Genomic DNA, 24405 nt, shown 5'->3' with positions numbered 1-24405 from the left:
CCGCCTCCGGCCTCCCCGCCGGCGTCACCGCCACCTTCAACCCCACCTCGGTGCAGGCCGGTTCGTCCTCCACCCTGACCCTGTCGGCCTCCTCGACGGCCGCGGGCGGCACCTACCAGATCACCGTCACCGGCACCGCCGGCACCACCACCCACACCGCCCAGTACAGCCTGACGGTCGGCAAGGACACGCCGAACCCCGGCGGCACCTGGGCGGCCGGCACCACCTACAAGGCGGGCGACACCGTGACCTACAACGGAGTCAGCTACCGCTGCCTCCAGGGCCACACCGCCATGGCCGGCTGGGAGCCGCCGAACGTCCCGGCGCTCTGGCAGGCCGTGTGACCCCGGCGTCCTGACGCCCACCGAACCACCGCACGCCACTGAACCACCGCACGCCACTGAACCACCGCACGCCCACTGAACCGCTGCGCCGCGGCCCGTCGAGGGGGACGGACCGCGGCGCAGCCGTGCGTGCGGCGCGGGGCCGGCCCGGCGGGGGCCCGGGAGCAGCGGAACCCCGCCGGGAGACACCGCCCGCCGGACGCCTGCCGGATCGGCCGGTTCAGCCGGAGCGGCCGGGCGCGGCCTGCCGCGGGACGCCGGACAGCCGGTCGCGCAGCGCGGCGGCACCACCCTCGGAGAGCCAGTCGGCCAGCGTGCGCAGTCCCGGGTGGACCACCCGCAGCGCCTCGATGTCGGCGTGCCAGCGCCGGCCGGCGATCCACTCCCGCCGGACCTCGGCGACCTCCGGGCTCAACGCGGTGGCCTCGTCGTGGGTGAGCTGCTCGTAGCGCAGCGCCGTTCCGGTCGCGGCGCCGATCGCTGCGACTGCCTCGGCCGGGGTCGGCGCGTCACCGGCCAGCTCCAGGGTCCGTCCGGCGAACCGGTCCGGCTGCTCGAAGGCCAGGGCCGCGAACTCGGCGATGTCCTCCAAGGCGATGATCTGGACGGGCTCGTCCGGTGGGAAGACGTGCCGGTGGACGCCGTCGACGAACCCTTCGAAGCCCAGGCCGGGCACCCCCAGGTAGTTCGTCATGAACCGCACCGGGCGCAGCACCGTCACAAGCGGGACGCGCTCGCGCAGGTACCGTTCGACGCGCCGCTTCCCCGGGACCGCGAACGTCTCGCCGGGGGTCGAGGCGACCCCGGTGAACACCACGTGGCGGACCCCCGCGGCCACCGCCGCGTCGGCCAGGACCCGGCCACGGGCGAACTCCAGGTCCGGGTCGCTGCCTGTCGGCCCGTAGGCGACCGGCGGCACGGCGAACAGCCCAGTGGCGCCGGCCAGGGCCGGCCCGAGACCTGACGGCTCGTCGAGGTCCGCGACGGCCAGTTCGGCTCCTGCCCGCGCGAGCGCCGCGGCGGCGGGCGCTGACGCGTCCCGCACCAGCGCGCGCACCGGCACACCGCCGGCCAGCAGCCGGCGCGCCGTCGCACCGCCCTGCTTGCCGGTGGCGCCGGTCACGGCGACGGGACCCCGTACCGTGCCGGTTGCGGAACGGATGGGCTCGGTGGCCATGTCGTCCTCCCATTCCCCCGGGGAGCGGATGCGATGGAAGATGTGGTGAACCCGGGGATCCGGAACACTCCAACCCGGCCGGGACGAGGCACACAAGGGGTTCCGTGACATGACCGCAGTGACCGGCGGCGACCGCGCCGACGCCCGCCGCAACCGGGCCAGGGTGCTGTCCGCCGCGGACGAGGCACTGGCCGAGCACGGGCTGGACGTCCCGCTCGGCGAGATCGCGCGCCGGGCCGGCCTCGGCGCCGGCACCGTGTACCGGCACTTCCCGAGCAAGCAGGCCCTCCTGGAGGCGGTGTTCGCCCGACACCTGGACGACCTGGTCGTCTCCGGCGAGCGGCGGACCGCCCGGTCCGCGCCCACCGAGGCCTTCTTCGGGTTCCTGCTGGACGTCATCGAGACGTCCCACCGCCACACGTACCTGTGCGAGGTCGTGGCCGCCGAGGAGAGCTGGCCGCGCCCGCTGCTCACGGCGTCCGTGCTGCGCTTCCGTCAGGTCCTGACGGCGCTGCTGCACGCGGCGCAGCGGGCCGGCGGCGTCCGCGCCGACATCGGCCCCGACGACGTCTCCGCCCTCACCGCCGGGTGCGCCTCGACGCTTGCCGCGCGCCGCGACCGCCCGGCCGGCCGCAGGCTCGTGCAGCTGACCCTGGACGGCCTGCGGCCCGCCCCCGCCGTCACGGAACAGCGCGCCTTCCGTGACGGCGGCGTCGGCAGGGGAGACGCCGGGTGCTGCGTGGAGTGCGGGGCCGCGCTCACGGTCCGGCCCACCGGCCGCCCGGTGCGCTACTGCGGTGCCACCTGCCGGCAGCGGGCCCACCGCCGGCGCCTGGCGGGCTGACCCCGGCCCCGCGGCGAGGCGAGGCGGGCGGCGGCGCCCGGGGTGGGTCGTTCCCGGCCGCCGCGCACGGCGTGGCGGCCGGCCCGGTCAGCCGCGGTCGAAGAGCTTGACGCGCAGGGGCTCCCGGGCCGGCGCGGGGGTCTGCTCCTGCGGGGAGAGGGTCAGGACGAATCCGCCGATCGAGATGACGGCCATGATGGCGACGGCGAGCGGGACGATGAACTGGGAGGCGGGCAGGCCCCCGGGCGGGACGCGGTCGTCCAACTCCACGGAGACGGCGGCCATCCCGGTGTAGTGCATCGCGGTGACGGCGACCCCGGCGATCAGGGAGGCGGCCAGCGAGGCGCCGAATCCGGTGATGTTGAGGGTCATCCACAGCGCCGCGGTGGCGGCGGCCACGGCGATGGCGACGGAGAGGGCCACCAGCGCCGGGTCGTAGGAGACCTTGCCCTGGACCTGCATGGCGGCCATGCCGACGTAGTGCATGGCCGCGACCCCGAGACCGGTGACGGTGCCGCCGATCAGCAGGGAGGCCACCGTCCTGCGCCGGTAGCCGACGTAGAGGACGCCGGCGCCGACGACCAGGATGGCCAGCAGCAGGCTGCCGAGGGTCTCGGGGACGCGGTAGACGATGGCCGAGCCGGTGACGGCGAAGCCCATCATCGCCATGAAGTGCATGGTCCAGATGCCGCAGCCGAGTTCGACCGCGGACAGGACCAGCCACCCCAGCCGGCGGGCCGGTGGCAGGGTCAGGGCCCGTACGGTGCAGCGCAGCCCGAGCGCCGCTCCGGTACAGGCGATGAGGTAGGACAGGGCCGGGTTGACCCAGCCGTAGGCGAAGCCGTCGATGTGGGCGGTGTGGGGATGCATGGCCACCTGAGGTGCGTTCTTGCGTAGGGGAGGGCGGAGGCGCTCGTCTGCCCGGGGCGGGCCGGTGACTGCGGGTTCGCCATTCCGGCCGGGAACAGGATTCGATTCCCGGAGGATCGTATAGCGATCACCAGGTTCCGTGAAATCGACGGCCGGGTGAATTGACGAGGGTGGGTCGCGCTCGAATCCCTCGGCGGGGGCGGCCGAATGGATACTCCAGGTAGTCGCCCGATCGGGTACGCCGCCGCGCAGGGCGGCAGAGTGAATGATCAACATTACTCTAAGTAATGTAAATTGTGCGCTGGGTATGTCATTTCCCTTTTTGGAAAACCCTTTGAGTAATTCCCTCCGAACGGCGGGGGCCGCCCCCGTCGAATGGCGGGGGCGGCCGAAAGCGGCGCGGAATTGAACCGTTGCCGGACCTGTGCGGGCACGTCGACGAACACGGCCGGGGATTCTCGAAGGCCGCGGAGCCGGGCCGAAGGGCCGAAGCGCGGACCCGGCCACGCGCGGGGGCGCGTGGCCGGGAGGGTGGGCGTCCGGCCGGGCGGGGCCCGGGTGGCGGCTGTCCGGCTACCGGCCGGCGGCGGCCCGGGTGATGACGGCCCGGAGGCGGGAGTGGACGGCTTCGGCGGCCTCGCGGGTGACCGGGTCCTCGCTGTCCAGCTGGGGGGCGATCAGTTCGGCGGCGGCCACCAGGAGCGGCAGCGGCACCTCCGCGGTGCGCAGGTGGAGGAGCTGGGACGCGGCCCGCTCGCCGGGCGTGGTCGGGGCGGGGGCGCTGGGGATCAGGGCGGTGAGGCCCCGGGGGAGCGGCTGAGTGCTGGTCACCCGGCCATTCTCCCGTGTCCGCTCCGGTGGCGGTCACCTCGCCCGGCGCGGCGCCGGTCCGCCGGACTCCGAGGACCGGTGACCCCGCGGCGTGCCGCGGGAGTGCACCGGTCCGTTCCGGCGGGCCGCTACCGGGCCCGCTGACCCGCGAAGATCCAGCGGTTGGCCGCCAGGGCGTCGTCCGGCTCCGGCCTCGGGCCGCGGCCGTGCAGGGCGGTGAAGTCGTACGGGGTGTGCACGGCCACCGTCCAGCCCCGGCGGGCGAGTTCGGCGGCGGAGTCCGGGCGGGGGCCGGCGTCGAAGAGGGCGCGCAGGTCGATGCCGAGCCGCTGCCGGGCTGCGACGTACACCGGTGCCGTCCGGACCGCCGGCGGTTCGGCGGCCACGTCCTTGATCTCGTAGGCCAGGGTGCTGCCGGGCGCGCTGAGCCGGTGCACGGTGGACACCAGCCGCCGCTCGGCCTCGGAGGGGAGGTAGAGCAGCAGCCCCTCGGCGAGCCACGCGGTCGGTGCCGCCGGGTCGAACCCGTCCGCCAGCAGCGGCCCGGCCCAGTCGTCGCGCAGGTCGGCGGCCAGCGGGCGGCGCTCGGTGGCGGGCGTGGCGCCGGCCGCGTCGAGGACCGCTCGTTTGAAGGCCAGCACCTGCTCGGTGTCGATCTCGTGGACGACGCAGCCGGGCGGCCAGTCGAGCCGGTACGCCCGGGAGTCCAGGCCCGCGCCCAGCACGACGACCTGGCGGGTGCCGGCCCGGGCGGCGGCCAGCAGGTGGTCGTCCAGGACGCGGGTGCGCAGCCCGAAGTAGCGTCCGAGGCGGCCCCACAGCGGATCGGCGTCCCCGCCCGGGACCTGGCCGGGACGCACCGGCCAGTGGGCGGAGTCGGGGCAGGCGCGGACGAAGTGCTCGGCGAGCGGGTCGCGGGCCAGCGCGTCGGGGCGGTGGGTCTCGATGGCGCGGGCGGCCGCGACCAGCAGGGCGGTACGGCCCACCCCGGAGGCGACGCCGTCCCGAAGCCTGACGCCACCCCGTACCGGGGCGCCGCCCTGTCCGGCTACGGCGTGCACGGTTCCTCCGTCCCGGACGCGGACGCGGACGCGGGCACCGGCACGGGCTCGGGCGCCGTCCACGCCCCCGGGTCGTCACCGGTGGTGGTGCGGGCGCCGTACAGCACGCGCATGAACCGCAGGACGTCGTCGTAGGGCAGGTGCAGGGAGGTGGTGCAGTCCGTCAGGACGGTGATGTGGAAGCCCTTCTGGAAGGCGGTGCGGGCGGTGGAGTCCACGCAGACGTCGGCGTAGAGCCCGGCGAACACGAGGTGCCCGGTGCCGCCCGCGCGCAGGTGTGCCTCCAGACCCTGGCCTTCGTCGAGGAAGGCGTCGAAGCGGGCCCGTTTGGTGAAGACCCGCTCGTCCGGCTCCGGGGCCACGCCGTGGAACCGCGCTCCCCAGGTGCCCTCCAGGCACTTCGGACGCTTGCCCAGGCGCAGGTCCCGGGCCCGCCAGGCCTCGCCCTGGTGGACGGCGTCGCCGAGGAAGCGGACGAACACCACCTCCACCCCCGCGCGCCGGGCCCGGTCCACCGCGCTGACGGTGTTGGCGACCACGGTGTCCAGGACGGCGGGGGAGCCGCCGAAGCGGGCCGTGGCCACCTGGCCGGTGCAGAAGTCGTTCTGCAGGTCCACCACCAGCAGGGCCGTTCCCGCCCGGCCGGTCACGGCTCGCCCACCAGGGCCGCGGGACCGCCGGCGCGGGCCGGTTCGGCCGGGTCGAGGGCACCGACCAGCGCGTCGACCACGGCGGTGGTGGAGTGCCGGCCGCCGAGGTCGGGGGTGCGCACGCCCCGCGCGTCGAGGACGGCCAGGGCGGCCTCGACCGCGCCGACGGCGCCGGGGACACCGGCGTGCCGCTCGGCGACGAGGGCCGCCGCCCGGACGGTGGCCACCGGGTTGACCAGGTCGCGCCCGGCCAGGTCGTCGGCGGAGCCGTGCACGGTCTGGTACTCGACCAGCCCGGCCGCGGCGGGGCCCAGGCACACGTTCTCCGTGCAGCGGTTCTCCTGCCGCTCGGAGCCGAAACGATCCAGCAGGACCACGTGCATGATGTCCGCCCACTCGTTCCCGGCGATCAGCAGGGTGCGGTCCGGCAGGCCGTGGGCGATGAGGTTGCGGTTGACGGTGTCGGGCTGGAACACCTCGATCCGTACGCCCAGCCGCTCGGCGATGTCGGTGACCCAGGTGTCGAACGCCCCGTCCAGGAGGTGGAACTTGTAGGCCATGACGATGCGGTCGATCCGCCCGTCGGGCCACTCGCGGCGGGCCCGTTCCAGGGCGTGGCGGACGACGGCCTCGGTGGTCTCCCGGCTGAAGGCCAGGGTGCGGGTGATCTCGCCGGGGGTGTGGAGGTTCTCGCCGGTGTAGAAGCCCTGGGCCTGGTCGCGGACGAGCAGCAGGGACGTTTCGCCGGACCGCAGCAGGTCCACCTTGACGGCGCGCAGCCGGCGGCGCACCAGGTACAGGGACTGGGCGTTGATCGCGGTGCGGAAGACGGCCGTGGTGCCGGCGGCGGCCAGGTCGCGGCAGAACCGCTCGTAGTGCTCGGCGTCCTGCCCGGTCAGCTCCTGGATCCGGGCCGGGCCGCCTTCCGTACGCAGCGAGACGTAGGAGTGGTAGCGGCGCGGGGAGCGGACGATCCGTACCCCGAGGGGATGGGTGGCGGTGAGCGCCCGCAGGACGCGCTCGAAGACGGCGGCGAGTTCGGGGCCGGTGCCCCGGCCCACCGCCAGTCCGACCGCGGGCCGCCCTGTCACGGGCTGCCCCGCCGCGGGCCGGCCGGGTGCCGGCTCCGCCGCGGGGGCCTGGTGGGCTATCGGGGTCACCGGGCCGCTCCGGGGACCAGGCGGTCGCCGGCGATGCCGGTCTTCTCGGGGCGGTAGTAGTCGCGGATGCCGTCCGCCCAGACCGCCACCGGGACACGGTCGCCGTCCACCGGGCCGAACGCCTCGAACAGCTCCGTGATGTTCCGGTCGGCGAACCCGATCGCGGCCATCAGGGCGAGGAAGTCGGGGCGGGTGACCAGGCCGTCGCCGTCCGGGTCGCCCAGCGAGGACAGCGCCTGGGCGAACTCGTCGATGGTGGCGTCGAACCGCTGCGGGTCGAGCACGACCGCGGTGAACTCCTCGGGGCTGATCTGCCCGTCGCCGTCGGTGTCCAGCTCCGTCACCAGCGTCTGCCAGTACTGCCGAAGGGCGTTGAGCATCCGGTCCTTGGCGTCCTGGTCGGCCTGGGGGAGCGCAGCGACGACCCGGTTGCCCATCAGGTCGAAGTCGTCGGGATCGAGGACACCGTTCCCGTTGGCGTCGAACAGCGAGAACACGAGGCCGACACGGTCGGCGGCTGCGGTGGTGGGCATGGCGATGCACCTCGGTCTTCCCGGATGAAGGGCCGCCGGGCCGGTGCCTCGGCGACGGTTCCACTATCCGGGCCCGCCCCGGGCACCGGTGGGCGAACACCCCGGGTGCACACGATCGGAGGTATTGCGCAGGGTGATGCATGACGAGTAGGTCGGATGGACAGATAGTCAGGCTGGTCTGTTGGGCGGGTAGTTGGGCTGACGGATAGTCGGCCGGTCGGACCGGACGCCGGCCCGGGAGCGGCCGGACTTCTCGCGAGCGAGTCGCGAGAAGCCGGCCGGCGGACCTCCGCCGACGGTGCCGCTACGGCGTCGCCGCCGGGGTCGGGGTGCCCGGCCCCGGGCCGTCGGCGTACGGCGAGCGGATGCTCACCGGAGCGGTCCGGATGGAGGAGAACACCTGCTGGACCTGCCGTACCACCGGTTCGGACGGCTGCCGCAGACAGGCCGTCATCTGGATCACCACCCTGGTGTCGGAGGCGCTCTGGCCGACGACGTGCGCCCCGGTGATCTCGTGGTTGCCGCCGAGCACCGCGCACTCCTTGCCGATGCCCGTTTCGTCGAACGCCGGCGGGTCGGTGGCGAACTTCCTGGCCAGCCACGGGTCGTCCACCACCCGGAAGGTGAGGACCGCGCCGCCGGGAAGCAGCGGCCCGGAGAGCGGACAGGAGGAGACACCCGGCGTGCACGACGGCGTCGGTACCAGCGGCTGGGTGCCGAGGTAGCCCAGCGGCTCCCGGGGGCCGGTGACCGGGGCGGCCTGGGCGTACCAGTGCGCCGGCAGGTCGAGGGCCATCTCCGGCAGCAGCGGGAAGAAGAAGGTCTTCGTCCCGGCCGTGGGGGTGGCAATTCCCCGCGGCGTCGGAGCCGTCGGGGCCGGGACGGCCGGGGAGCCCGCGGGCGCCAGCCTCACCCCCCGGTCCGCTCCCGGTGCGAGCGCGGGCGCGGCGGTCAGCACGGCGGCGGTGAGGCCGACGGTCAGCCCGGCCGCGAGCCCGGCCACCCGCCGGCGGCGCCTGGAGCGCTCGACCCGGGCGAGGACGTGCTCCATCCGGTCCTCGGGCGAGGCCAGGGCCGGGACGGCCTCGTGGAGCAGGATCCGCAGCTCCTCCTCGTCGTGCCCGCCGGCGCCCGGTCCGTCCGGGCCGAACAGGTCAGTTCCACTCACGAGGTCCCCCTTCCAACAGGAGTTCGCGGGCCGGCAGCCGGCCGCGCAGGCCGGCGAGCGCCCGGTGCGTCTGGCTCTTGACGGTGCCCGTGCTGCAGCGCAGCACCTCGGCCGTCTCCTCGACGCTGAGGTCCTCGAAGAACCGCAGTACCACCACGGCCCGTTGACGCGGCGGCAGCGACCGTACGGCATCGGCGACCACCTGGCCGAGCACCACCCCGTCGAACGGGTCCGTGTCCGGCTGCGGCTCCGGCAGCTCGTCGTGCGGCAGCTCCCCGGTCCAGCGGCGCCGCCACCAGGAGATGTGGCAGTTCACCATGACCTTCCGCACGTACGCCTCGGGCCGGTTGGGGGCGACGCGCGCCCACTTGGGCCAGACCTTGGCGAGCGCCGTCTGCAACAGGTCCTCGGCCTGGTGCGGGTCGCCGGTCAGCAGCCAGGCCACCCGCAGGAGCTTCGGCCCGCAGGCGGCGACGAACTCCTCGAAGTCCGGCGGTATCGCGTTCGTCATCCTGCCGTCGTCCCCGCCATGGTGTCCGTGCCGTCCTCGTCTGCCGTGGCGGCCGGTCGGGCCGCTGTCTCGTTCTTCCTCTCACGGCAGCTCGACGCGCTGGGGGGCGCTTCGGGTTGCCTGCGGGTCCCGGGCCCCGCCGCGCCCGCCACGCCTGCCCGCCCGCCCGCCCCGTACGACGGCGCCGGCCCTTGACGACGGCGGTGCCCCGAACGACGGCCGGGCGCCGGCCTCCTGGCATGTTCGCGGCCGAAAGATTGCAGGTCACAGGCCTGTTCACGGGTTCCGGGCGGGTCTAGTATTCCGGGTCACGGCAGCCCCACCACCCCCTGCGGGGCTGCCGGGCAGACCGGCCGCGCCCCCACGACGGCCGGTGCCTCCCCTCGGCCGGGACCCCGGAGCGCCCCCGTCCCCGCGGTCCCGGCCGACTGCCGCCGACGGGCATGCGGAGCGCGTCACCGGCCGGGCCCCGCGGTGAGCGGGCGTCCCGGCGGAAAGGCCCTCGACACCGGATCGAACGAGTGATCAAATATCGGCGGTCACACACCGATCCGTCACGTGGCCCGCACGGATCCGGTCGAAACCGGGCCGCACGGCGCCGCGTTCACTCCTCCAAGAGGGACTCACCCGTGCGCCTTCGTCCCGCCGTCGCGGCCACCGCGGCGGCCCTCGCGGCCGTTCTCGGCATGCCGCCGCCCGCCGCCTTCGCCGCCGACCCCGCCACCGTCCTGTACGTGGCCGGCAAGTCCGCCTCCTGCTCCGACTCCGGCCAGGGCGGCCAGGCCGCGCCGTTCTGCACCATCGCCGCCGCCGCCGCGGTCGTCCTGCCCGGGCAGACGGTCCGGATCGCGCCGGGCAGCTACCCCGAGCAGGTCGACGTCCGCCGCTCCGGGACGCCGGGCCACCCGATCAGGTTCGTGGGCGACTGGACCGCCGGCTGGACGAACACCACGCCGCGGGTCAGCGTGATGGGGTCGCACTGGCCGTCGGACCAGCCGCTCACCCACGCGTTCACCCTGACCGGGGTCCACGACGTCGAACTGCGCGAGCTCTACCTGGAGTCGAAGGAGGAGGCCGTCACGGTCACCGACTCCTCGGCCGTCACCCTCGACCGGCTCTACGTCCAGGGGAAGTGGGGGGCCCAGACCGGCGGCGTCTCCGTCTCCGGGGCGAGCAGCGACGTCACCGTGAGCCGCAACCAGGTCCTGCACGGCAACGGCGTCACCATCGGCGCCGGGGTCCTGCGCGCGGTCGTGACCACCAACGACATCGGGAACTCCAGGACCGGCATCGCCGTGACCGACGCCCCGGGCACGGTGGTCACCGGGAACACCGTCACCGGGAGCGAGGACTCGGGGATCGTCCTGGCCGGGGCGTCCACCGGCGCCGTGGTGGAGAACAACGTCCTGGTCCGCAACGCCGCCGCCGGGCACCCCGGCACCGCCCAACTGGACGTCGGCGCGGGCTCGGTGACGGGCACCAAGGCCGACTACAACCTGGTCGCCGACGAGGGCGACGGCGGCTACCGCTGGGCCGGCACCGCCTACCGGCTGCCCGCGTTCCGGGCCGCCACCGGCCAGGGCGCCCACGACACCGCCGAAACCGGCAACACCATCGGCGGCCCCGTGCCGAGCCTGCCGCGCGAGGGCTCCCCGGCGATCGACTCCGGTGACCCGTCGGCGCCCGGCCTGCCCGACACGGACCAGTCCGGCCGTCCGGTCATCGACGACCCGAAGGTGCCGAACGCCCCGGGAGGAGGCGTCCGGGACCGCGGCGCGTACGAGCGGTACGGGATGGACTACGTGTCCCTCTTCACGGACGTCTCCCAGGGCCCCTACCCGCTGACGGTCAAGGCGAACGCCAGTGTCCGCAACGACTGGACGTCCGACCAGCCGACCACCTACACCTTCGACTTCGGCGACGGCAGCGCCCCGGTGACCAGCACCGAGGGCACCGTCCCGCACACCTACACCGCCAAGGGCGAGCACCAGGTCACCGTCACCGCCACCGACGGCTTCGGCCAGCGCCTCACCACCCTCGGGGACGCCTACGGCGCCTACGGGGCCACGGTGAGCGTGCGCGACCCTGCCCCGGTGAAGGCCGCGCTGTGGCCCACCAACCCGGCCGGGGACTTCCGCTTCGACCTCCTGGCCGGCCAGAGCAGCAGCCCCTGGCCGATCACGTCCTACGCGTTCGACTTCGGTGACGGCTCGCCGGTCCAGACGAACACCTACAGCTCCGCGAGCCACCTCTACGCCGCACCCGGCACCTACACCGCCTCGCTCACCGTGACCGACTCCGCCGGGCGCACCGACCGGACCACGGCCAAGGTCACCCCGGGGTTCGCCCCGGCGGGCTTCGTCCCGGTGGCCCCCAAGCGCGTCTACGACACCCGGGACCCGGCGAACGACCCGGGCGCGAGCGGGAACCAGCCGTTCCGGCCGGGTGAGCGCCGCGAGATCAAGGCCGGCATCCCGGCGGGCGCCACCGCAGCCGTCGTCAACATCACCGCCACCGGGGCCACCACGGCCACCCACCTGGACACCTCCACCATCGGCGGCGCCGGCGGCCAGACCTCCAGCATCAACATCGGCCCGGGCGAGACCGTCGCCAACCTGGTCACCGTGCCGATCACCTCGTCGGGGGACACCCGCAACCTGGGCCTGAAGAACCACGACGGCACCGTCCACGTGGTGATCGACCTCTACGGCTACTACCTGCCGCAGTCCGTGGACGGCTACGCCCCGACGCCCGCCACCCGGATCGCCGACACCCGCCAGAGCGGCGCCAAACTGGGCCCCGGCGCGTCGCTGCCGCTGAAGGTCGCCGGCAGCGCGGGCGTCCCGTCCGGAGCCAAGGCCGTCGCGCTCAACCTGACCGCGACCGAGCCCACCGCGGCCGGCTTCCTGGCCGTCAGGCCCGGCGGCCAGAGCGGCCGGCCGGCCACCTCCAGCCTGAACTTCGCGCCCGGACGCACGGTGGCCAACCAGGTGATCGTGCCGCTCGGCCCGGACGGCACGGTGGAGGTCTACAACAACGACGGCTCCACCCACGTGATCGCCGACGTCATCGGCTACTACGGCGCCGACGCCAAGGGCCGGTTCACCGCCGTCGTCCCGGTCCGGCTCCAGGACACCAGGAACGCGCCGTACCAGGCCCTGAACCCCGGCGCCGAGACGACCGTCGGCATCGGCGGCACCGGCCAGGTCCCGGCGAACGCCGTGGCCGGCGTGGTCAACCTCACCGCGGTCGCGCCGCGCGCGGACGGGCACGTCATCGCCTACCCGGACCTCGGCCCGGTGCCGACGACCAGCAACCTCAACTTCCGCGCCGGGCAGACGGTGGCCAACCACGCCCAGGTCCCGCTCGGCACCAACGGGGCGATCAGGCTGCGCAACAACTCGGGCGGCGCCCTCGACCTGATCACCGACCTCTACGGCTACTTCACCACCGGCTGACCGCCGCACGACCCACCCCAGACCGGGCCGGCGCACCCCACGGGCGCGCCGGCCCGTTCGCGTTCCCCGTCGAGGCGGCGGGCCGGACCGGTGCGCCCCGCCCGTCGCGGACGGTACGTGTCGGCCGGAGGGCCTGGTCGGAGCGGGCCGTTCAGGGCCGGGGCGTCCAGCCGGGCGGGGTGAGGGCGGTGTCGGCGAGGATCCGCTCGACGGTCTCGTCCAGGGTGCTGCCCTGGCCGATGACGTGCTCGGCGCGGTCGGGCAGGAGGTCGTGGGGCCGGTACCAGTCGGCCATGACCTCGGGGGAGAACTCGGCGGCCTGGGGGCGGGTGGCGTGCCGGCGCACCGTCTCGTCGAAGTCGACGTCCAGGTAGTAGAGGTGGCTGCGCCCGCGGTGGTCGGCGGCGAGCCGGGCCAGCATCGGGCCGTAGCGCCCGGCGGCGAGGATGCCCTCGACGACGGCGTGGAAGCCGTGGTCGAGGGCGTGCCGCGCGACCAGGTCGATCAGCCCGATGTTGGCGCCGCCGGGCACGTCCCGCTCGCGCAGCACGGTGCGGCGCAGCAGGTCCTGGCCGACGACGGCGACGCCCCGCCCGTAGGCGGCGCGCAGCCGAGCGGCGACGCTGGACTTCCCGGCGCCGCTCGGGCCGCGCACCACGATCAGTACGGTCCGCTGGTTTCCCGTCATGCCGGGACCGTCCCCGCGGGGAGGCAGCTCCACACCGCCGCGGCCTCAACGCCGCGTCAGTGCTGCGGGCCGGCCGGGGTGGTGGCCGGCGGGGTGCCGGTCGCGGTGCTGTTCGGGTCGGTCCTGGGTGCCGGGTCGGGGATGTCGGCCATCGGCAGGGACTGCTTGGGCGTGCCGCGCAGGGCCTGGTTCATGGCGTCCCGCCAGATCGGTCCGGGGCCGTCGGCGCCGAACACCTCGGTGCGGTACTTCCCGTTGATGCTGAGGTTGCGCATCTCGACGCCGCCGTCGGGGCCGCCGAGCCAGACGGCGGTGGCGAGCTGCGGGGTGTAGCCGTTGAACCAGGCGGCCCGCTTGCGGTCCGAGGTGCCGGTCTTTCCGGCGATCTGCCGGTCGCCCTCCAGGCTGAGCGCCGCGCCGGTGCCGTTCTTCTCGGTCACGCCGTTCAGGATGGTGTTCAGCGCCCTGGCCGTCGTCTCGGAGAACGCCTTCTCGCAGTGGCCGGCCGGGACGGGGACGTCCCTGCCGTCCACGGTGGTGATCCTGTTGATCGCGACCGGGTCGCAGCGGGTGCCCTGGGCGGCGAAGGTCGCGTAGACGTTCGCCATGGTCAGCGGGCTCATCTCCTCGACGCCCAGGGCCATCGCGGGGACCTCCTCCAGGGGCTTGCCGCTGGCCCGGGCGGTGATGCCGAGCTTGTTGGCCATCTGCTTGACCGCGCAGAGGCCGATCTCCTGCTCCATCTGCACGAAGTAGGTGTTGACCGAGAGGGCCATCGCCTCCTTCAGCTGGTAGGGGCCCTTCTCGCTCGCGGACTCGTTGGGCACCGTCGCCTTGGGCCGGTCGGTGTTCTTCCAGGTGCCCTCGCAGGTCTTCATCGTCGGGTACTCGATCCTGTTCTCGGACGGGTACTCCTGGGTCGCGGGCAGGCCCGCCTCCAGGGCCGCGGCCGCGACGACCGGCTTGAACGTGGAGCCGGGCTGGAAGCCGTTGCCGCCGCCCATCGCCGCGTCGGCGTTGAGGTTGACGACGGTCTGGTTCTTCTCCTTCAGCAGGCCGTAGGGGCGGGTCTGGGCCATCGCCAGGATCTTCCCGGTGCCGGGCTCGACCATGCTGACGGCGGCGGAGACGCTGTCGGTGACCCGCACGTTGCCGCTCGCCGCGGTCTGCGCGGCGGTCTGCTTGTCCGGGTCCAGCGTGGTCTGGATGTTCAGACCGCCGGTGTCCCACACCTTCTTGCGCTCCTCGGCGCTCCTGCCGAACGCAGGGTCCTGCTTGACCACCCGGCGGACGTAGTCGCAGAAGAAGCCCATCCCGGCCTTGGCGGTGATGCAACCGTTCTGCGGTTCACGGTAGTTGAGGCCCAGCGGGGCGGCCTTCGCCTCCTTCGCCTGGTCCGCGGTGATGTGCTTGCTCTCCAGCATCTTGCCGATCACCACGTCGCGGCGGTTCTGCGCGGCCTGCGGGTGCAGCTTCGGGTCGTACTGGGACGGGTTCTGCACCAGCCCGGCGAGGGTGGCGGCCTCGGCGACGGTCAGGTCCTTGTTGCTCTTGCCGAAGTAGCGCTGGGAGGCGGCCTCGACCCCGTAGGCGCCGTTCCCGTAGTACGTGATGTTGAGGTAGTTGGTGAGGATCTGGTCCTTGCTCAGCTCCTCCTCCAGCTTGATGGCGACCTTGAGCTCCTGGATCTTGCGGCCCAGGGTCTTGCGCTGGGCCTCCAGGACGGCGGCCTGGTCGTCGCCGGCCTTCTCCACGTTGACGTTCTTCACGTACTGCTGGGTCAGCGTCGAGGCGCCCTGGGAGGCGGTGCCGCTCTCGGCGTTCTTGCTGACCGCGCGCAGGATGCCCTTGAGGTCGACGGCGCCGTGCTCGTAGAAGCGGGCGTCCTCGATGTCGACCTGGGCGTACCGCATGAACGGCGACATCTGGTCGGCGGGGATGACCGTGCGGTCGCGCTCGTACACCTTGGCGATCAGGCCGCCCCTGGCGTCGAAGATCTGGGTCGCCTGGGTGAGCGGCGGGGTCCTGAAGTCGTCGGGAACGTCGTCGAAGCCCTCCGCCGTGCCCTTGGCGGTCAGCCCGATGGCGCCGGCGGCCGGCAGGGCCAGGCCCGCCATCAGCACACCGGACACGACGCTGACGCCCAGGAAGGTCGCACCGAGGCGGGCCGACCGGAGCGGCGTCCCACGGGACGGACGGGCATCCGCGTCATCGGATGAATTCCATATCGGCGAGGGATTCGGTTCCATTCCGGAATGCTAGCCCTCAATCCTTGCTGTCCGAACGGTTTTTCGGGCGGGACTGTCACGGCTGTGCAACAGATACCGGGGGTCGGTTCCGACATGTCAGATCGCGCACGAACTGAACGGGAATGGTGAAAAAGGAAAACCCGGCCCGCCCCGCGTGCGGCGGCCCGCCCTCCCGTGACCCTCACTCACCTGGATGCCGCGAGCGGGGCGAAAGGTTGCTTCACGTCCTTCGTGGGCGGGGCGGCACCGGCGGGACAGGAGGGGGCGGAGGGGCAGAGGCCAGGGGGCAGGGGCCGCTCACGCCCGCTGCCGGGCGAGCCAGTCGGCGAAGCGGGTCCCGGCGATGTGCGCTCCCGGGCCGGGCAGCAGTGTGCTCTCCCGCAGCTCGGCGCCGAAGTACCCGGCGTGCGGATCGGTCGCCACGGTGCGCGGGTCGTCCTCGGCGGCCAGGGCCTCGCGGACGAGCTCGTCCAGCCGGAAGGTGTCGGGACCGGCCACCTCGACCACGCCGCCGACGGGGGAGCCGACGGCCGTACGGCCCACGGCGGCGGCCACGTCGTCCGAGAGGACGGGACGGATCCCGGCCGGGGCCAGGCGCACAATGTCGCCGTCGGTGGCCTCGGCGGCGATCCCCTTCACGAACTCGAAGAACTGCGTGGCGTGCACGATGGAGTAGGGCAGCCCGGACGCCTCGATCAGCTCCTCCTGCGCCTGCTTGGCCCGGAAGTAGCCGCTCGCCTGGAGGCGTCCGGTGCCGACCACCGACAGGGCGACGTGGTGGGCGACACCGGCGTCGGCCCCGGCCTTGAGCAGGTTGGCCGTCGAGGTGCGGAAGAACTCCATCACGGCGTCGTCCGCGAACGAGGGGGAGTTGGACACGTCGACGACGACCCGGGCGCCCCTGAGCGCCTCGGCGAGGCCCGCACCGGTCAGCGTGTCGACGCCGGTCCCCGGCGAGGCCGGCACCGCCTCGTGGCCGTGGGCGCCGAGCCAGGCGACCAGCTTCGATCCGATCAGTCCGGTGCCGCCGATGACTACGACCTTCATGGTGGGGATCCTCTCGGGAGGTTCGGTGCCGGGGCCTCACCAGGTAAAGACCGCTCTGCCGCCGTGGTTGTGACGGCAGGCCGGAAGAATCCCGAACTCCTCCCGTCCTCGCCCGGACGGCCTACGGAGCGAGCGTGACGGCCGCCGGCGTGCCGTGCCACGCCGTCCGGGCGCAGCGGCACCACGCGTCGCGCTCCTCCGACACCCGCGACGCCCCGTACGTGTCACACATCCACACGGTGTCCGGTCAACACTGCCGAAGGGCGGGGGAGAAGCACCCCGCCCGACCACCCGGCGACGGACGGAAGGTGCACGACAGTGTCGGACCACCACGCAGGACACCCGCACCCGGCCGGCGACCCGGCGCCGTCGACCGCGCCCCCGCCGTGGTGACGGCACCTCACCGCGCCCGTCCCGCAAGGGGACGAGCGCACCGGTTGTTCGTCCACGCGAGCTGATGCATGATGAGGGCGGCCTGAGCCGATCAGGGTCGAACCTTGGACTGCATGGCGGTGGTGGATGGCGGGCGGCGCCCCTCGGCGCGAGCCGCACGGGCCGTACGGGCCACGCGGGTTGCGCGGCCGGCGGGGCGAATGCGGAGCGCTGGACCAGGTGATCGCCGGCGCCCGCACCGGCCGGGGCCAGGTGCTCGTGCTGCGCGGCGAGCCCGGAGTCGGCAAGTCCGCCCTGCTGGAGTACCTGGTGGGCGGCGCGGCGGGGTGCCGGATCCTGCGGGTCGTCGGCGTCGAGTCCGAGATGGAGCTGGCGTTCGCCGGACTGCACCAGCTGTGCGTGCCCCTGATGGGCCACCTCGGCCGCATCCCCGGCCCCCAGCGCGACGCCCTGTCCGTCGCGTTCGGGCTGAGCGCGGGCAGCGCGCCGGACCGCTTCCTGGTCGGCCTGGCGGTGCTCAGCCTGCTGGCCGAGGCCGCGGAGGAGCGGCCGCTGGTCTGCGTCGTGGACGACGCCCAGTGGCTCGACCGGGTCTCCGCCCAGACCCTGGCCTTCGTCGCCCGCCGACTGCTCGCCGAGCGGGTGGCCTTGGTGTTCGCGGTGCGCGCGTCGGCGCCCGCCGCCGACGGCGACCCCTTCCGCGGGCTGCCCGAGACCGTCGTCCGGGGGCTGCGCGAGGACGACGCGCGGGCGCTGCTGGAATCGGCGGTCCCCGGGCGGCTGGACGAACGGGTCAGGGACCGCATCGTCGCCGAGACCCGCGGCAACCCGCTGGCCCTGCTCGAACTGACCAGGGGACTGACCGCCGCCGAGCTGGCCGGCGGCTTCGGGCGCCCCGACGTCCGCCCGCTGGCGAGCCAGATCGAGCAGACCTACCTGCGGCGCATCGGATCGCTGCCGGCCGCCGCGCAGCGGCTGCTGCTGGCGGCGGCCGCGGAACCGGTGGGTGACGTGCCGCTGCTGCGGCGGGTCGCCGAGCGGCTCGACATCGACGCGGACGCCGCCGGAGCGGTCGAGGCGGCGGGACTGGTCGAGTTCGGCACGAGGGTGCGGTTCCGCCACCCGCTGGTGCGCTCGGCGGCCTACCGCGCCGCCGACCCCACCGTGCGCCGGGACGTCCACCGGGCACTGGCCGAGGCGACCGATCCCGACGTCGACTCGGACCGCCGGGCCTGGCACCGCGCCCACGCGGCCCTCGAACCCGACGAGGCCCTGGCGGGCGAGCTGGAGCGCTCGGCCGGCCGGGCCCAGGCCCGCGGCGGGATCGCCGCGGCGGCGGCGTTCCTGCGACGGGCGACCGAGCTGACACCCGACACCGTCCGCCGCGGAGCCCGGGCCGAGGCCGCCGCCCGGGCCGCGTTCGACGCCGGATCCCCCGACGCGGCGCTCGAACTCCTCGCCGCCGCCGAGCTGAGCCCGCCGGACGAGGCGCGGCACGCCCGACTGACCCGGCTGCGCGCCCAGTTGGTCCTGGCCCGCCGGCGCGGCGGAGAGGCGCTGCCCCTGCTGCTCGACGCGGCCGGCCGGCTGGCGCGGGCCGGCGACGCGCACGCCCGCGAGGCGTACCTCGACGCCATCGGCTCGGCGGTCTACGCCGGACGCCTGGCGGATCGCACCGGCGTGCGGGAGGTCGCCGAGGCCGCCCGCACGGCACCGCCCGCCGCGCACCCGGCGCGGCCCACCGACCTGCTCCTGGACGGCCTGGTGGCCTGGTTCGCCGACGGCTGCGCCACCGGGGGGCCGCTGCTGAGGTCCGCGCTGGGGGCGTTCCGGCAGGCCGCCGCACGCGAGGGCGGCGACGCCATGCGCTGGCTCTGGCTGACCTGGCTGGTCGCCGGCGAGATCTGGGACGACGAGACGTGGCACCGGCTGACCGAGCGGGCGGTCGGGTCGGCCCGTGAGAGCGGCGCCCTCAACTTCCTTCCGCTGGCGCTCGGTTACCGGGCCGTCCTGTCCGTGCACACCGGCGACTTCGACCTCGCCGCGGCGCTCGTGGAGGAGGCCGGAACCCTCGGGGAGGCGACCGGCCACTCGCCGATGGGCTACCCCTCGCTCCTGCTCGCGGCCTGGCGCGGGGAGGGCGAGCAGGCCGCGGAGACGATCCGCGGCGGCGTCGCGGAAGCGACCACCTGGGGCGAAGGGCGGGCGATCGGCGGCGAGCACTACCTCCTCGCGGTCCTGTACAACGGCCTCGGCCGCTACCTGGAGGCCCTGGAGCAGGCCGAACGGGCCGTGGCGTACGAGGACCTGGCGCTCGTCGGGTCCGCCCTGGCCGAGCACGTGGAGGCGGCTGTACGGGCCGGCGCCCCCGGGGCGGCCGCTGCGTCGCTGCGCCGGCTGGAGGAACGGGCCGAGGCCGGCGGTACCGACTGGGCCCTGGGCGTGCTGGCCCGCTCCAGGGCGCTGGTGAGCGAGGGCCCGGCCGCCGAGCGGCTCTACCGCGAGGCCGTCGAGCGCCTCGGACGCGGCCGGATCGCCGTCGACCTCGCCCGCGCCCACCTGGTGTACGGCGAGTGGCTGCGCCGCGAGAACCGGCGCGCCGACGCGCGCGAGCACCTGCGCACCGCCCACGGGATGCTCCAGCGCTTCGGCGCCCGCGCCTTCGCCGAGCGCGCGCGGCGCGAACTCCTGGCCACCGGCGAGACGGTACGGCCCCGCCCGGCCGGCGCCGGGGGCGTCCGCGAGGCCCTCACCGCCCAGGAGGGGCAGATCGCCCGCCTGGCCGCCGACGGCATGACGAACTCCGAGATCGGCGCCGAACTGTTCATCAGCCCGCGCACCGTGGAGTGGCACCTGGGCAAGGTGTTCACCAAGCTCGACGTCACCTCCCGCAACAAGCTCCGCACCGCGCTGGCCGGCCCCTGACGGCCGGCACACCGAAGGCCCGGGGGACACCCGGGGGTGGACCGGGGATTTCCCGGGCGCCCCGGGGAGGGCCCGGACGGCAGCGTGTTCACCAGGGCATCGACGGATGCCGGGTGAAACGGAGCCGTGGTGACCGAGACCGAAATACAGTCCGAAGAACAGTCCGTAGAGCAGTACGAAGAGCGGTCCGAGACGTGTACGGACCTCCGGCCGCCCGCCGGTGACGGCACCCTGGACGAGGCCGCGGCCGTCTTCGAGGGCCTGCGGCCGCACCTCTTCGGCATCGCCTACCGGATGCTGGGCAGCGCGGTCGAGGCGGAGGACGTGGTCCAGGACGTGTGGCTGCGCTGGCAGAAGACCGACCGCCCGGCCGTGGTCAGCCCCGTGGCCTTCCTGTCACGCGCCACCACCCGGCTGGCCATCAACGTGGCCCAGTCCGCCCGCTCGCGCCGCCAGACCCACATCGGCCCCTGGCTGCCCGAGCCCGTCGACACCGCCGGCGACCCCGAGGCCGGCGTGCAGCGGGCCGAGGAGCTGGAACACGCGCTGCTCCTGGTCCTGGAGGCGCTGGCGCCCACGGAGCGGGCGGTGTACCTGCTGCGCGAGGCCTTCGAGTACACCTACGCCGACATCGCCGGCATGCTGCGCCTCAGCGTCGTCAACGTCCGCCAGATCGCCAGCAGGGCCCGCCGCCGCCTCGCGGCCGGGCGGCGGGAGACGGCGGACGCGGGGGAGCACCGACTGCTGCTGGAGGTCTTCCTCGCGGCGGCCAGGACCGGCGACGTCGGCTCCCTGGAGTCGCTCCTGGCCCCGGCCGCCGCCGGGTAGCCCGCCGGGCGCCCGCACGCGGTCACCCACCCGGCGCGGTCACCGGAGGCACCGTCCACCGGCGGCCACACGGACGACCGGGCAGAACCGTCCGGTGTGACGGGCCGGCGCCCCGGCAGGCCCGCCCGCACCGACGGCAGCCGTCACAATCACACGCCCTGGGCTGTCAGTTGGGTGTGAAACCGAAACCCACCACACGACGGACCGCACGCCCGGCCGCCGCGGCCCTCACCGCCGCCCTCGCCCTCACCGCCCTCGGCACCCCGCCGGCCACCTCGGCCGTACCCCCCGACAAGGTGACCTGGGTCATCCACAAACTCGACGACGACCCCGCCCACCCCGGCGGATCCGCCGGCCGGGACCAGTACTTCTCCGTGGTCACCCAGATCCGCAACTGGATGGCCGGCCCGACCGTCCGCGGCGACGTCCGGCTGAGCCAGGCGGACACCGACGGCATCATCGGGATCGACGTCCGCGACCACACGGGCGCCCGGCTCGTCACCCTGTTCCTCAACCCCCACAGCGGCTACCTCACCGGCTTCCACGCCCGCAACGAGGTCGTCTACTACTTCAGCGACGCCAACCCCGCCATGGTCGAGGAGATGAAGAGGTACGCGAAGAACATCGGCGCGCGCACCCACCAGACCCACCTGTCCGGATCCTTCGACGCCTGGTACAGCGCGGCCACCAGCGGCGGCCTGAGCGCCCCCACCGGCATCGGCACCCGCTCCTTCCGCGACGCGGCCTCCTCGCTGGGCGGCTCGCCCGAACCGGAGTACATCGACCGCTTCCTCCCGCAGACCGCCCAGTACCTGCTGACCCTCAGCCCGGCCTACGCGCCGGCCTCCCACTACACCCTGTTCCGCGACCGGATGGGCGACGCCCTCGCCAACGACACCTCCTCGGCGGTCGTCATGGACAACCGCACCAGGGAGCTGCGCGCCAACTGGGAGAAGATCAGCAACGACACCCTGCCCAACATCCCCTTCCTGGCGAACGACCGCACGGCGGGCGGCGACGCCCTGCCCTTCCCCGTCACCCTGGGGCCCGCGAACGGCACGCTGCGCACCGTCTCCGACGTGGCTGCCGCGCTGCGCATCCTCACGAACACCCAGGGGCGGGAGTAGCGGCGTCCCCGCAGAGCAACGGAGCCCGGCCGGAGACGAACTCGCCTCCGGCCGGGCTCCGTTGCCGGTGCCTCAGTGGGCCCCCTTGAGGTACACCGTCATCCGGACCTCCCGGTGGACGTCCCCCAGGGTGTGCAGCGTCCCGTTGACCGGGCCGATCTCGATGTTCTCCGGGAGCGGCGTGGAGGCCGCCGCGTCCCGGTGGTTGCGCCACCAGACCGCGTGCCGGTCCGCCCAGTTGACCCACCGTGCCCAGGCCCGGCGGACCTCGAAGGACCCCTCGTCGTAGACCGAGGTCCTCGTCTCGTACGTCGTCCGCCCCATGGCCCGGGCGACGTCGTCACGGAAGCTGGTCCACCGCACGCCCAGCTCGTAGGCGGCGGACAGGGTGCGCATGGACTCCGCGATGGACGGGATGTCGAGGTTCTCCACCGGTCCGGGCGGGAACCGCCAGAGCTGCCAGCCGGCGCTGCCGAAGTCCGCGGCGTTGAAGTTCCGTTGCAGCCCGACGCCCGACCCGGCGATCCGCTGCTCCCATTCGTTCCACGTGCCGTTCATGGGAAGTTCGACGGCGTGGCCGTGCTGCGACAGGGCCAGGGCCCGGATCTCCGACACGACGCTGGGGGCCGCGTCCCTGAAGTAGTAGTAGTAGTTGTGGGCGGTCGCGAAACCCGCGATGTAGAGCGAGTGCGGGTTGATGAGCAGCGTGCCCCGGTGCTCGTTCAGGTTGCCCTCGAGTTCGAGGACGATGAGTCCGCCCGCGTGCTCCTGGATCTCCCGGATGTCACCGTCGAACGGGTGCCCCGCCGCCTGGCGGATGGCGGTGACGATCTCCTTGTACTCGTTCTCGCCCGAGATGTTCGACGAGGCGTCCTCGATGATCTTGGTGTGCAGGTACCTCCAGTAGCCGGGCCCGATGTCCGCGGCGGCGGGCTGCGCCCCGACCCCGGTGGCGGCGACGGTGAGCACAGCGATCACGAACACCATCAGGCGGTTCACGACCCCGCTCCAGCGGGTTCTTGTCAGCACGACGTCCAGACCTCCGGTGTCCTCGGCGATGTGACAACGTGGCACACTCCACGTTCCACCGGACTGACCGGGCAGGGCCCCGATGTGTGACAGCCGGCCACCGGAACCGGCAGGACGCGCGGCCGCCGCGGTCGCTACCATCGCGCGCATGCTGGCACTGCTCCACACCTCGCCCGTCCACGTCCCGGTCTTCGACGCGCTCCGCGACCGCGAGCCCCCCGGCCTGCCGCTGCGGCACCTGGTGTCCGAAGGCCTGCTGGCCAGGGCCCTGGCCGACGGGCCCGACGCCGTCGCGCGGGACATCGACCGGGCCGTGGCCGGCGCCCTCGCCGAGGGGGCCACGGCCGTGCTGTGCACCTGCTCGACGATCGGGGGCGTGGCGGAGAGCCGGGCCCCGGCGCTGGGCGTGCCCGTGGTGCGCGTCGACCGGCCGATGGCGGCGGCGGCCGTCGCCGTGGCACCCGGGGCCGACCGGACGGCCACGCGCATCGTGGTGATCGCCGCACTGGCCGCCACCGTGCGCCCGACGGTGGCCCTGATCGAGGACGAGGCCGCCCGGTCCGGCCGGCCGGTCGCGCTGACGGCCGTCGTGGCCGACGGCGCCTGGAAGCGCTTCGAGGACGGTGACCGGGCGGGCTACCTGGCCGCGATCGCCACCGCCGTCGAGGCCGTCGACGACGCGGACGTCATCGTCCTGGCCCAGGCCTCCATGGCCGCCGCCGCGAGCCGGGCCACGACCGCCGTCCCCGTCCTGTCCAGCCCGGCCCCGGGCCTGCGCGCCGCCGCTGCCGCCGCCCGCCCGGCCGCGGGCCACCCGTCCTGACCGCCCCCCGCACCTCCGGCGCGGGACGGCAGACCCCCGCGTCGACGGGCCGGCCGTCGCGTTGATCGTCCGTCTACCAGCGCCGCATAGCGTCCTTCCCCGTACGCGGCCCGACCCCCGGGCCGTCGCCGAAGGGAGAACTCCCATGCTGCGCAAGACCCGCGCCCTGCTGGCCGGTTCGGTCGCCGTCCTGGCGCTCAGCCTCACCTCGACCTCCTTCACCGCCACCGCCGCCGGAGACCAGAGCGGCATCGACGCCTGCGCCCGCGAGGCCAAGTGGGCGGGCTTCGCGAAGGACAAGTCCGGCGAGGGCCGCAACGACGACGCGATCCACGCCGTGGCGATAGCCATGGCCGAGTCGGGCTGCAACCGCCTGGCCGTCCACACCAACCTGCCCACCGACCCCGACCCGGGCACCAAGGACCTCGGCGCCTGGCAGATCAACGAGCACTGGTACCCCGAGGTCCACGGCCACGACGCCGGGGTCGTCACCGCCGAGAACTGGCAGGACATGGGCTGGTCGGCCCGCAAGGCCTACGCGATCGACAACGACGGCACCGGCCGCGGCTGGGCCTCCTGGGCGGCCTGGCACCTGGGCACCTACCAGCAGTACCTCGGCCAGGCGCGCGACGCGGTCAACCGCGTCTGGTGACGCCCCGCCACGGGTGACCGGCCCGAACGGCCCGCAC

General features: G+C 74.3%; 20 protein-coding genes and 1 pseudogene. 8 read left to right on the top strand and 13 right to left on the bottom strand.

Annotated elements, in window-relative coordinates:
- Positions 1 to 344, top strand: a 344-nt coding sequence (locus tag ACIQOW_RS37625) for a carbohydrate-binding protein (protein WP_401092329.1), incomplete at its 5' end; no start/stop codon positions are given.
- Positions 345 to 564: 220 nt separating this feature from the next.
- On the opposite strand, the gene ACIQOW_RS37620 is transcribed toward ACIQOW_RS37625, so the two are convergent.
- A complete protein-coding gene (locus ACIQOW_RS37620; protein WP_401092328.1) occupies positions 565 to 1521 on the bottom strand; it encodes an NmrA family NAD(P)-binding protein in 957 nt (318 codons plus the stop codon).
- A 109-nt stretch (positions 1522 to 1630) separates the two neighbouring features.
- Here ACIQOW_RS37620 and ACIQOW_RS37615 point away from each other — a divergent pair, with 109 nt between their 5' ends.
- Positions 1631 to 2365: a TetR/AcrR family transcriptional regulator gene (locus ACIQOW_RS37615; RefSeq protein WP_401092327.1), complete on the top strand. Its 735-nt coding sequence runs from the start codon at positions 1631 to 1633 to the stop codon at positions 2363 to 2365.
- 87 nt (positions 2366 to 2452) lie between these two features.
- On the opposite strand, the gene ACIQOW_RS37610 is transcribed toward ACIQOW_RS37615, so the two are convergent.
- The 8 genes from ACIQOW_RS37610 to ACIQOW_RS37575 form a co-directional block, all read right to left on the bottom strand.
- A complete protein-coding gene (locus ACIQOW_RS37610) occupies positions 2453 to 3235 on the bottom strand; it encodes an MHYT domain-containing protein (RefSeq protein WP_401092326.1) in 783 nt (260 codons plus the stop codon).
- A gap of 573 nt (positions 3236 to 3808) precedes the next feature.
- A complete protein-coding gene (locus ACIQOW_RS37605; RefSeq protein WP_401092325.1) occupies positions 3809 to 4066 on the bottom strand; it encodes a hypothetical protein in 258 nt (85 codons plus the stop codon).
- A gap of 128 nt (positions 4067 to 4194) precedes the next feature.
- Entirely contained in the window at positions 4195 to 5127 is a 933-nt protein-coding gene (locus tag ACIQOW_RS37600; RefSeq protein WP_401092324.1) for a class I SAM-dependent methyltransferase, read from the bottom strand.
- Positions 5115 to 5777 carry a cysteine hydrolase family protein gene (locus ACIQOW_RS37595; RefSeq protein ID WP_401092323.1) on the bottom strand — a complete coding sequence of 221 codons (663 nt, stop codon included), beginning with the start codon at positions 5775 to 5777 and terminating at the stop codon, positions 5115 to 5117. Before ACIQOW_RS37595 ends, ACIQOW_RS37600 begins: the two co-directional genes overlap by 13 nt.
- Positions 5774 to 6868, bottom strand: coding sequence for an isocitrate/isopropylmalate family dehydrogenase (locus tag ACIQOW_RS37590; RefSeq protein WP_401092322.1), 1095 nt, complete (start codon positions 6866 to 6868; stop codon positions 5774 to 5776). Before ACIQOW_RS37590 ends, ACIQOW_RS37595 begins: the two co-directional genes overlap by 4 nt.
- Before the next feature lie 65 nt (positions 6869 to 6933).
- Positions 6934 to 7470, bottom strand: a complete 537-nt coding sequence (locus ACIQOW_RS37585; protein WP_401092321.1) for an EF-hand domain-containing protein — start codon at positions 7468 to 7470, stop codon at positions 6934 to 6936.
- 304 nt (positions 7471 to 7774) lie between these two features.
- Positions 7775 to 8638, bottom strand: a complete 864-nt coding sequence (locus tag ACIQOW_RS37580) for a hypothetical protein (RefSeq protein ID WP_401092320.1) — start codon at positions 8636 to 8638, stop codon at positions 7775 to 7777.
- On the bottom strand, positions 8625 to 9149 hold the full coding sequence (locus ACIQOW_RS37575) for a SigE family RNA polymerase sigma factor (RefSeq protein WP_401092319.1): 525 nt from the start codon (positions 9147 to 9149) through the stop codon (positions 8625 to 8627). Before ACIQOW_RS37575 ends, ACIQOW_RS37580 begins: the two co-directional genes overlap by 14 nt.
- 629 nt (positions 9150 to 9778) lie before the next feature.
- On the opposite strand from ACIQOW_RS37575, the gene ACIQOW_RS37570 reads away from it, so the two are divergent.
- A complete protein-coding gene (locus ACIQOW_RS37570) occupies positions 9779 to 12607 on the top strand; it encodes a PKD domain-containing protein (protein ID WP_401092318.1) in 2829 nt (942 codons plus the stop codon).
- 151 nt (positions 12608 to 12758) lie between these two features.
- On the opposite strand, the gene ACIQOW_RS37565 is transcribed toward ACIQOW_RS37570, so the two are convergent.
- The 3 genes from ACIQOW_RS37565 to ACIQOW_RS37555 form a co-directional block, all read right to left on the bottom strand.
- The gene (locus ACIQOW_RS37565) at positions 12759 to 13295 is read right to left on the bottom strand and encodes an AAA family ATPase (protein WP_401092317.1); all 537 of its coding nucleotides are present in this window, start codon (positions 13293 to 13295) and stop codon (positions 12759 to 12761) included.
- Positions 13296 to 13351: 56 nt separating this feature from the next.
- Positions 13352 to 15427 (bottom strand): transglycosylase domain-containing protein, encoded by a 2076-nt coding sequence (locus ACIQOW_RS37560; RefSeq protein WP_401092316.1) that lies wholly within the window; start codon positions 15425 to 15427, stop codon positions 13352 to 13354.
- A gap of 414 nt (positions 15428 to 15841) precedes the next feature.
- Entirely contained in the window at positions 15842 to 16591 is a 750-nt protein-coding gene (locus ACIQOW_RS37555; RefSeq protein WP_401092315.1) for an SDR family oxidoreductase, read from the bottom strand.
- Between the two features lie 519 nt (positions 16592 to 17110).
- Here ACIQOW_RS37555 and ACIQOW_RS37550 point away from each other — a divergent pair.
- The 3 genes and pseudogenes from ACIQOW_RS37550 (at position 17111) to ACIQOW_RS37540 (ending at position 21864) form a co-directional block, all read left to right on the top strand.
- Entirely contained in the window at positions 17111 to 19909 is a 2799-nt protein-coding gene (locus tag ACIQOW_RS37550; protein ID WP_401092314.1) for an AAA family ATPase, read from the top strand.
- A 231-nt stretch (positions 19910 to 20140) separates the two neighbouring features.
- Positions 20141 to 20728, top strand: a pseudogene (locus ACIQOW_RS37545) (sigma-70 family RNA polymerase sigma factor); the annotation flags it as partial.
- A gap of 185 nt (positions 20729 to 20913) precedes the next feature.
- On the top strand, positions 20914 to 21864 hold the full coding sequence (locus ACIQOW_RS37540) for a ribosome-inactivating family protein (protein ID WP_401092313.1): 951 nt from the start codon (positions 20914 to 20916) through the stop codon (positions 21862 to 21864).
- A gap of 72 nt (positions 21865 to 21936) precedes the next feature.
- Here the strand turns inward: ACIQOW_RS37540 and ACIQOW_RS37535 are convergent, their stop codons facing one another.
- Positions 21937 to 22863, bottom strand: coding sequence for a hypothetical protein (locus ACIQOW_RS37535; protein WP_401092312.1), 927 nt, complete (start codon positions 22861 to 22863; stop codon positions 21937 to 21939).
- A 178-nt stretch (positions 22864 to 23041) separates the two neighbouring features.
- On the opposite strand from ACIQOW_RS37535, the gene ACIQOW_RS37530 reads away from it, so the two are divergent.
- A complete protein-coding gene (locus ACIQOW_RS37530; RefSeq protein WP_401092311.1) occupies positions 23042 to 23716 on the top strand; it encodes an arylsulfatase in 675 nt (224 codons plus the stop codon).
- 145 nt (positions 23717 to 23861) lie between these two features.
- Entirely contained in the window at positions 23862 to 24368 is a 507-nt protein-coding gene (locus ACIQOW_RS37525; RefSeq protein WP_188301538.1) for a hypothetical protein, read from the top strand.
- The last annotated feature ends 37 nt before the right edge of the window (positions 24369 to 24405 follow it).

The sequence above is a fragment of the Kitasatospora sp. NPDC091335 genome (assembly GCF_044757205.1).
Classification (GTDB): Bacteria; Actinomycetota; Actinomycetes; order Streptomycetales; family Streptomycetaceae; genus Kitasatospora.
The sequence above is the reverse complement of the archived record's forward strand: the minus strand, read 5'-3'. Positions and strand labels throughout refer to the sequence as shown.